Source organism: Streptomyces sp. NPDC056061, from assembly GCF_042266885.1.
Lineage (GTDB): Bacteria > Actinomycetota > Actinomycetes > Streptomycetales > Streptomycetaceae > Streptomyces.
In genome coordinates this window covers 911,951-920,958 of the sequence record NZ_JBHJWQ010000001.1, presented here as the reverse complement: position 1 = coordinate 920,958, position 9,008 = coordinate 911,951, and the positions used below count along the sequence as shown (strand labels likewise).

6 protein-coding genes and 4 tRNA genes are annotated in these 9,008 nt (G+C 70.6%); 2 read left to right on the top strand and 8 right to left on the bottom strand.

From position 1 onward, the window contains the following. Positions 1–24 precede the first annotated feature (24 nt). From ACFC79_RS03945 to ACFC79_RS03910, 8 genes are all read right to left on the bottom strand, one after another. Positions 25–96: transfer RNA gene (locus tag ACFC79_RS03945), tRNA-Gln, on the bottom strand. A 12-nt stretch (positions 97–108) separates the two neighbouring features. Then, positions 109–181, bottom strand: a tRNA-Glu gene (locus tag ACFC79_RS03940). Positions 182–241: 60 nt separating this feature from the next. After that, a tRNA-Glu gene (locus tag ACFC79_RS03935) sits at positions 242–314 on the bottom strand. 26 nt (positions 315–340) lie between these two features. Further along, positions 341–412: transfer RNA gene (locus ACFC79_RS03930), tRNA-Gln, on the bottom strand. Between the two features lie 87 nt (positions 413–499). After that, on the bottom strand, positions 500–1,219 hold the full coding sequence (locus ACFC79_RS03925) for an HAD family hydrolase (protein WP_376234771.1): 720 nt from the start codon (positions 1,217–1,219) through the stop codon (positions 500–502). A gap of 305 nt (positions 1,220–1,524) precedes the next feature. Then, the gene (gene gltX / locus ACFC79_RS03920; RefSeq protein ID WP_376234768.1) at positions 1,525–3,039 is read right to left on the bottom strand and encodes a glutamate--tRNA ligase; all 1,515 of its coding nucleotides are present in this window, start codon (positions 3,037–3,039) and stop codon (positions 1,525–1,527) included. After that, positions 3,032–3,808, bottom strand: a complete 777-nt coding sequence (locus ACFC79_RS03915) for a fumarylacetoacetate hydrolase family protein (RefSeq protein ID WP_376234766.1) — start codon at positions 3,806–3,808, stop codon at positions 3,032–3,034. The genes gltX and ACFC79_RS03915 overlap by 8 nt, the downstream gene beginning before the upstream one ends. A gap of 205 nt (positions 3,809–4,013) precedes the next feature. Beyond that, complete coding sequence (locus ACFC79_RS03910; protein WP_376234764.1) at positions 4,014–4,202, bottom strand: hypothetical protein; 189 nt, start codon at positions 4,200–4,202, stop codon at positions 4,014–4,016. 580 nt (positions 4,203–4,782) lie between these two features. Here ACFC79_RS03910 and ACFC79_RS03905 point away from each other — a divergent pair. Both ACFC79_RS03905 and ACFC79_RS03900 read left to right on the top strand, forming a co-directional pair. Beyond that, positions 4,783–8,580, top strand: coding sequence for a nitrate- and nitrite sensing domain-containing protein (locus ACFC79_RS03905; RefSeq protein WP_376234761.1), 3,798 nt, complete (start codon positions 4,783–4,785; stop codon positions 8,578–8,580). Continuing rightward, positions 8,581–9,003, top strand: a complete 423-nt coding sequence (locus ACFC79_RS03900) for a roadblock/LC7 domain-containing protein (protein WP_014048545.1) — start codon at positions 8,581–8,583, stop codon at positions 9,001–9,003. Positions 9,004–9,008 lie beyond the last annotated feature (5 nt).

Here is a 9,008-nt window from a genome sequence, read left to right as displayed (position 1 = left end):
GTTTCCTGCTGTTGCATTTCTGCGCTGGGCTACCAGGACTCGAACCTAGAATGACGGTACCAGAAACCGTAGTGTTGCCAATTACACCATAGCCCACAGTGCTACTCGTACCCCCGACCGGATTCGAACCGGCGCTACTGCCGTGAGAGGGCAGCGTGCTAGGCCGCTACACAACGGGGGCCCTAGCGATCCTGCATCGAGATCGTGGGTGCGACCCTGACGATCTCGCGGGAAGGATCTGTACCCCCGACCGGATTCGAACCGGCGCTACTGCCGTGAGAGGGCAGCGTGCTAGGCCGCTACACAACGGGGGCTTGTTTCCTGCTGTTGCATTTCTGCGCTGGGCTACCAGGACTCGAACCTAGAATGACGGTACCAGAAACCGTAGTGTTGCCAATTACACCATAGCCCACTGAAACGCAACCCCTTGCGGGGTATTTGTTCCGCTTGCGCTTTCCGCTCGGATCTTTCGTCCCGCTCGGGCGGCGCAGGAAGAACATTACCCGAAGGTGTCCGGCGCTCCAAAACGGGTATCGGCGAGCAGCAGACCGGGCAACTGATCGAGCCCGTCGATGCTGACGAGTTCGGGGCGTCCGCCGCGCCCGTTCCGGTCCAGCCAGATCCCCATCAGCCCGGCGGCGACCGCACCGCCGGCGTCGATGTCCGGCTCGTCCCCCACGTACGCGACCTCCCCCGGCTCCAGCGCCAGCGCGTCGCACGCGGCGTGGAAGGCGCCGGCCTCGGGCTTGGAGACGCCCAGCTCCACCGCGCACACCATGGCCTCGAACCGGTCGCGCACGCCGAGCACACGGAGCTTGTGGTCCTGGTTGTGGATGCTGGAGTTCGACAGCACCGCGTGCCGGAATCCGTCGGCCAGCAGGTTCAGGACGGGCAGCACGTCCGGGAAGAGCGCCCAGGCGGCCTCGTAGTGGGCTGCGTGCCGGGCGAACCAGTCGTCGGCCTCGCTGTCGTCCAGCGCCCGGGTGAGGAACTCCCGGACCCGGTCCCGGCGCTGCCCCGGGAAATCCGTCTCCCCGGCGGCGAACCGCGCCCAGTGCACATCGGTGATCGCCCGCCACGCGTCGAGCGCCTGCTCGGCATCGTCGTACCCGACGGGCAGGCCCTCCTGTTCGAGGTGCGCGCGCATACCGGCGCGATCGGCGCCGCTGTAGTCGAAGATCGTGTCGTCGATGTCCCAGAGCACGGCTCGGATGACCATGCGGCCAGGCTAGCGGGCATGCGCCGGACGCGGGAGGGCGTCGTGCGGCCGCCGGGTCGGGGCCGCTGGGCCCGCCTCACTCATGGTCCGGCAAGGGGACGCCCCGGGTCACCGCGTGGGGCCGGCGCACGAGAACGGAAGTGCCCGGGCCGCCTCCGTGAACGGCAGGTTCCGGTATGTCGCCGCGGACGCCGGACCTGGCCGCGCAACCGATCTCGGCCCGGCGGTGGCGGAACGGCGACGGGGTGGCCGCTCCGTCGGGAGCGGCCACCCCATGTGTGGGACGAGATGTGCGGGACGGACCGTTACGCGGCGGCCAGCTTCGCCAGGGCCGCATCGATGCGGGCGATCGTCTTCTCGCGCCCGAGGATCTCCAGGGACTCGAAGAGCGGCAGGCCGATGGTGCGGCCGGTGACCGCGACGCGGACCGGGGCCTGGGCCTTGCCGAGCTTCAGGCCGTGCTGCTCGCCTGCGGCGAGGACGGCGTTCTTCAGGGCGTCCGCGTTCCACTCGGCGGCGATCAGCTCGGCGCGGGCGGTGGCGAGCAGGGCGTCGGAGCCCTCCTTCATCGCCTTGGCCCAGGACGCCTCGTCATCGGCCGGCTCGTCGAGGAAGAGGAAGTCCACGTTGGCCGTGATGTCGGAGAGGACGGTGACCCGGGTCTGGGCGTGCGGGGCGATCGCCGCGAACTGCTCCGCGTCGAAGGACTCCGGGGCCCACGGGGCGAACGGGGCCTTCAGCCAGGGGCCGCATGCCTCGGTGAACGCCTTCACGTCCATCTTGCGGATGTGCTCGGCGTTGACGTGCTCGCACTTCTTCAGGTCGAAGCGCGCCGGGTTGGCGTTGACGTCGGAGATGTCGAACGCAGACACCATCTCCTCGACCGAGAAGATGTCGCGGTCCTCGGCGATGGACCAGCCCAGCAGGGAGAGGTAGTTGAGCAGTCCCTCGGGCAGGAAGCCGCGCTCGCGGTAGAGGTTCAGGGACGCCTGCGGGTCGCGCTTGGAGAGCTTCTTGTTGCCCTCGCCCATGACGTACGGAAGGTGTCCGAAGACGGGGGTGCCCTTGGCGATGCCCAGCTCGATGAGCGCCTTGTAGAGGGCGAGCTGACGCGGGGTCGAGGAGAGCAGGTCCTCGCCGCGCAGCACGTGGGTGATCTCCATCAGCGCGTCGTCGACCGGGTTGACCAGCGTGTAGAGCGGAGCGCCGTTGGCGCGGACGATGCCGTAGTCCGGCACGTTCTCCGGCTGGAAGGTCAGCTCGCCGCGGACCAGGTCGGTGAAGGTCAGCGGCTCGTCGGGCATCCGGAACCGGACGATGGAGGTGCGGCCCTCGGCCTCGTACGCGGCGATCTGCTCGGCCGTGAGCTCGCGGCAGTGGCCGTCGTAGCCGGAGGGCTTCCCGGCGGCGCGGGCGGCGTCGCGGCGGGCGTCGAGTTCCTCGGTGGTGCAGTAGCAGTGGTACGCGTATCCGCCCGCCAGGAGCTTCTCGGCGACGTCCTTGTAGATGTCCATCCGCTGCGACTGGCGGTACGGGGCGTGCGGGCCGCCGACCTCGGGGCCCTCGTCCCAGTCGAAACCGAGCCAGCGCATCGAGTCCAGGAGCTGGTTGTAGGACTCCTCGGAGTCCCGGGCCGCGTCGGTGTCCTCGATGCGGAAGACCAGGGTGCCGCCGTGGTGCCGGGCGAAGGCCCAGTTGAACAGGGCGGTGCGGACCAGACCCACATGGGGGTTGCCGGTCGGGGAGGGACAGAAACGTACACGGGGGGGTGTCCCCCGCTCGAGCGGGTTCGAGAGCTTGGGGAGGGGTGCGTTAGCCACGCTTGATCACCTTGTTGGTGAGAGTGCCGATGCCTTCGATGGTGACGGCGACCTCGTCGCCGACATGGAGGGGTCCGACCCCTGCGGGGGTGCCGGTGAGGATCACGTCGCCCGGAAGCAGCGTCATGGCTTCCGTGATGTGGACGACCAGGTCCTCGATCGAGCGGATCATGTCGCTCGTCCGGCCGAGTTGGCGTTGCTCGCCGTTGACCGTGGCCTGGATGGTCAGGTCGCCGGGGTCGAGGTCGGTCTCCACCCAGGGGCCGAGCGGGCAGGAGGTGTCGAAGCCCTTGGCCCGGGCCCACTGCTTCTCGCGCTGCTGGGCATCGCGGGCGGTGACGTCGTTGGCGCAGGTGTAGCCGAAGACGACGTCCTTGACGCGCTCGCGCGGCACTTCCCGGCACATGCGGCCGATGACCACGGCCAGTTCCGCCTCGTGGTGCAGCTCGTTCGAGAAGGAGGGGTACTCGATGGCGTCGCCGGAACCGATCACCGAGGTGGTGGGCTTGAAGAAGGCGACGGGGACGTCCGGTACCTCGTTGCCGAGCTCCTTGGCGTGCTCCGCGTAGTTGCGGCCGATGGCCACGACCTTGTTGGGGAGCACGGGCGGCAGGAGGCGGACCTTGCTCAGCGGGACCTTGGTCCCGGAGAGCTCGAACTCGGCGTACGGGATGCCCTTGATGATGTCGAGGACGAGACCGTCGGGCCCTTCGCCCTCCACGGCGCCGAAGGCGACATTGCCGTCGATGGAGAACCTGGCGATGCGCACGGGATGCTGTCGCCCCTCACTTGCTGGCTGACTGAAGACTGACGCTCCAGGCTAACGCCTCGCCCTGCGGGTTCCGCCCGGAACGGGCCCGGCCCGGCGCGCGCGGACGCGGGCCATCCAGGGCCGCGAGCGGAACGGGCACACCCGGCACGACTCGGCGCGCGGACGCAGGGTCTCGCACGCCGGGGTGCGGGTCGGCGGCGTGCTACGCGGCGGGGGCGACGGAGGCAGGGGCCTCCATGAGGATGGTGCGCCGGGGGTTGGCCGTCCGGGTGGGCAGTTCGACGCGGTACTCCGGCCGCTCCGGCGCCCGCAGTTGACCGGCGTCGTCGAGGTGCGTCAGCGTGGTGCGGCGGGGGTTGGCAAGGTTGCGGAGCGTCTTTGTCGTCTTCATCTGCCGTTCGGACCCTGTCGGTACGGGCGCCGCCCGGAGGGGCGCCGGTTGTCGGATTTGCCATCCCTGTAAAGCGCCAGGCTAAACATCGAATTCCCCCTCACAGCCCGGATGAGACGGCGATCATTGTGTGAGTTTGCTCACCCACGCGCGAACAAATCACCCATTTCAGACAGGTGATCGCCTGGGGAATAACGGACATTACGTAACTGAATCAGCCATTCCGCTCCTGATCATGTCGACTGGGACACCCTTCGCCCTCGGCCGATTGATGCGCAATATTCCCTTTTGTTCGCGATCATGCTCCACCGCTTGTTACTCCACCGTCACAAAGTGTCACCCGCGTCGCAGCCCGGCACGGGGCCCTTGTTGGAGATCCGGCACTGTGCTGGAATTCCACGCACCGCCGCAGGTTTCAGACCGGCGCGCAGGGGGCGCAACGCAGCGCCGAGTGGCGGCGGAAAGGGGAAGAGCGCCGGTCACTCACGACCACCAGGGGCGGATACGACGCCCCACGACGCCGACACCGTCCCGCCCGTCTTCGCGCGGAGGGACGCCTGGTCCAGAGGTTGCGACGCTAGTGCAGGGACGTTTCAAGAGGGATGGCAACGGGTCGCCCCAGGCCCGCCAGGGCCGAGGCGAAGCTGCGGCGGAGCAGGAGCCGCACGGCGGGTCCGACCGCGGCTCCTCGCCCCAGCACGCTCAGAACCCCGGACCGGCCGGTGACGGCGACGACCGCACCCGGCGCCCCGGTGAGTCCGCGGACGCCGGTGCCGGGACGAACGCGTCGTCCAAGTCCTCGGAACCCGTCGGCGCGGGCTCGCGGATGGCCCTGCGCAACTGGCGCATCAGCACGCGTCTGGTCTCGCTGCTCGCCCTGCCCGTGGTCGCGGCGACCACGCTCGGTGGTCTGCGGATCAACGAGTCCATGAACGACATGCAGCAGCTGGACCACATGCAGCTGCTCACCCAGCTGACCAAGCAGGCGACCACGCTCGCCCAGGCGCTCCAGGTGGAGCGCGACAGCTCGGCCGGCCCGCTGTCCAACGGCGCGAAGACCGAGGACTACAAGGTCAAGGCGCCCCGCGACAAGACCGACCAGGCGCGGACCGCCTTCCTCAACAAGACGGCCACGATCGGCGACCCGTCCGGCGACGACGCGCTCGAGGGCATCTACTCCAGCGTCAACCGGATCGCCAGCCAGCTCGGCGACATCCGCGAGATCCGCAAGACCGCGTACGCCAAGGGCACGCCGAGTCTGCAGACCATCGACCAGTACAGCCAGCTGATCACCTCGCTGCTGAGCCTGTCGCAGGACATGGCGCAGGCGACCAGCAACTCGGAGATGATCAAGCGGACCCGGGCACTGGCGGCGTTCTCCTCCGCGAAGGAGTACGCCTCGGTCCAGCGGGCGATCATCGCCGCGTCCCTGAAGGTCGGCAACCAGAAGCCGCATCTCGACCAGAACGACCAGCAGTTCGGCCGCGCCGCGCTGCGCAAGGAGACCACGGCACGCCGCGCCTTCACGGCGGTCTACGCGTCCACCGGCCACAACGCCGCGGAACTGACCTCCACCCTGGACGAGGGCAACCCGGAGATCAAGGCCGCCGACACCTACGCGAAGAAGGTGCTGGACAGCCCCTCCGGCCTGGAGGGCACGGCACGGCGCTCGTACATGGACTGGTACGACCAGAGCTCCACCAAGATCCAGGCCATGCAGACCATCGAGCAGACGCTGCTCAGCGAGATGGAGGGCAAGGCCCGCGAGCTGCGCGACAACTCGAAGCGCGAAGCGATCATCAGCGGTGCGCTCATCCTGCTCGTGCTCGGCGTCTCGCTGGTCGGCGCGTTCGTCGTCGCCCGGTCCATGATCCGCTCGCTGCGGCGGCTCCAGGACACGGCCACCCGCGTCGCGCAGGACCGGCTGCCCGAGCTCGTCAAGCATCTCTCCGAGGCCGACCCGCAGGACGTCGACACCTCCGTCGAATCGGTCGGTGTTCACTCCCGGGACGAGATCGGCCAGGTGGCCGCGGCCTTCGACGACGTGCACCGCGAGGCCGTCCGGCTCGCCGCCGAACAGGCCCTCCTCCGGGGCAACGTCAACGCGATGTTCACCAACCTCTCGCGCCGCAGCCAGGGCCTCATCCAGCGCCAGCTCTCGCTCATCTCCGAACTGGAGTCGCGCGAGGCCGACCCGGACCAGCTGTCCTCGCTCTTCAAGCTCGACCACCTCGCGACCCGCATGCGCCGCAACGGCGAGAACCTCCTCGTCCTCGCGGGCGAGGAGCCGGGGCGTCGCTGGACGCGCCCCGTCCCGCTGGTCGACGTGCTCCGTGCCGCCGCCTCCGAGGTGGAGCAGTACGAGCGCATCGAACTGGCCGCGGTGCCCGCCACCGAGGTCGCGGGCCGGGTCGTCAACGACCTCGTGCACCTGCTCGCCGAGCTGCTGGAGAACGCCACGTCGTTCTCCTCGCCGCAGACCAAGGTCCGGGTCACCGGTCACGCGCTGCCGGACGGCCGGGTGCTGGTCGAGATCCACGACACCGGCATCGGTCTCTCGCCCGAGGACCTCGCCGCGATCAACGAGCGGCTCGCCTCGCCGCCCACCGTGGACGTCTCCGTCTCCCGCCGCATGGGTCTGTTCGTGGTCGGCCGGCTGTCGCTGCGTCACGGCATCCGGATCCAGCTGCGGCCCTCCGACTCCGGCGGCACGACCGCGCTCGTCATGCTGCCCGTCGAGGTGGCGCACGGCGGCAGCCGGCCGGCCCCCAAGCAGGGACCGGGCCAGCAGCCCGGCGCTCCGGGCGGTCCGCTCGGCGCGGGCGGCGGCGCCGACGCGGCGGGCGGTTCCCGACCTGGTCTCGGCAGTGCCCCGTCGGGTCCGGCGGGACGGCTCGAACCGGGCCGGGGCGGCGCACCCGGCAAGGTCGGTGCGGGCTCGGGTCCGCGCGCCGCGCTGCCGACGCGTGACGGCGGCGCCCACCGGTCGTCCGAGGAGCAGGGACGGCAGGACCGCCAGGCCGCGGGCTTCCAGTCCGCCGGGATGTCCGACGGCGGTGCCCGCGACATCCCGCGCACGGCATCGCAGCGTCAGGGCGGCGGCCTGGCCGGTGCCTTCGGCAACGGTGCCCGGCTCGGTGCCCGCAACCAGGGCAACGGAACCGGACGCACGGACGCGACCGGCCCCGACCTGTTCAGCGAGAACCGCCAGGGCCGCCAGAACGCGCACGACCCTCAGGGCCGTTCGGCCGGTCCCGCCGCCGCCCCGTGGCAGGCGCCGCAGGCCCCGCAGCCCCGGCAGGCCCCGCAGGGTCCGGGCGGATTCCCGCAGTCCGGCGGTCCGGTCGACCCCGGTCGCCAGCTGCCCCCGGTCGGCGGCCCGCGTGCCGAGCTGCCCGGTGGCAACCCCCTGCCGCAGCGTCCGCAGGCCGCGGGCTGGGCAGCCGAGGAGCAGTCCGCGCCGGGGCTCGCCCCGATGGACGCCCCGCGCGGTCACGAGGAGCACGAGGCCACCGGCCAGTTCCCGCGGCCGGTGAACCCGCAGTTCGCGCCTCAGCCGTACGCGGACGACGACCGGCAGGGCCCCGGCGCCACGGCCGAGTTCGCCCGTCCCGACTTCTCCGGCCCCGCGCCGCAGGCCCTGTCGCCCGGTGGCTCGCCGCTGGACGGTGCCCAGCCGGGCGGACCGTCGCAGGACCCGGCGAGCACCGCGCAGTTCGCCCGCCCCGACTTCGGGCAGCCGCAATCCGCACTGGACCAGGGGCTGTCGGCACCGCACCAGCGGGGCGGGGACGACGAGGACTTCGGCGCCCCGCGCCCGGCCGCGGGCGACGGGCAGTACCGCCCGGTCGTGCCGCCGCAGCCGCAGCCCGAGGCGCTGCCGCCGGTGTCCGGTCCCGGGGACGGCCGCACGCCGTTGTACGACACTCTGGAGACGAACTGGTTCCACGGCCCGCAGCAGGGCGGCCAGCAGCCGCCCGCCGAGCCGCAGGCACCTGCCTCCCCGCAGCAGCCGGCCCTGGAGGAGCGTCCCGCTCCCGCCGCGCCGCGCCGCGACGAAGGCGATTCGGGCTCCACCACAAGCTCCTGGCGCCCCTCGCCGAACGACGAACTCGTCCGGCAGGCGGAGCGGGTCAAGAAGCCCGCGGCAGGCGGAGTCACCACTTCCGGACTGCCTCGCCGGGTCCCACGCGCGAACCTGGTTCCGGGCACCGCCCAACAGCAGAACCACCAGTCCGGTCCTCAGGTGTCGCGTGCGCCCGATGATGTGCGCGGGCGGTTGACCAATCTCCGCCGGGGCATCCAGCAGGGTCGGCAGGCCAACGGCCAGTCGACCGGCAGCTTCCCACTCGGCCCCACTCACCAGCAGGAGCGTTAGTTGAGCCCGATGAGTCAGGCCGCACAGAATCTGAACTGGTTGATCACCAACTTCGTGGACAACACCCCCGGGGTGTCGCACACGGTGGTGGTCTCCGCCGACGGACTCCTGCTGGCCATGTCCGAAGGATTCCCGCGCGATCGCGCCGACCAGTTGGCGGCCGTCGCCTCCGGGCTGACCTCGCTGACCGCGGGCGCCTCCCGGATCTTCGAGGGCGGCGCCGTCAGCCAGACCGTGGTGGAGATGGAACGCGGATTCCTCTTCCTCATGTCCATCTCCGACGGCTCCTCGCTGGCCGTACTCGCCCACCCGGAGGCCGACATCGGTCTGGTCGGGTACGAGATGGCGCTCCTCGTCGACCGCGCGGGCACCGTCCTCACCCCGGATCTCCGTGCCGAACTCCAAGGCAGCCTGCTCCATTAGGCGGC

What these genes read in the sequence shown, in the direction of transcription:
- ACFC79_RS03925 (WP_376234771.1), bottom strand. Translation starts at nt 1,219, where the DNA reads ATGGTCATCCGAGCCGTGCTCTGGGACATCGACGACACGATCTTCGAC.
- ACFC79_RS03910 (WP_376234764.1), bottom strand. Translation starts at nt 4,202, where the DNA reads ATGAAGACGACAAAGACGCTCCGCAACCTTGCCAACCCCCGCCGCACC.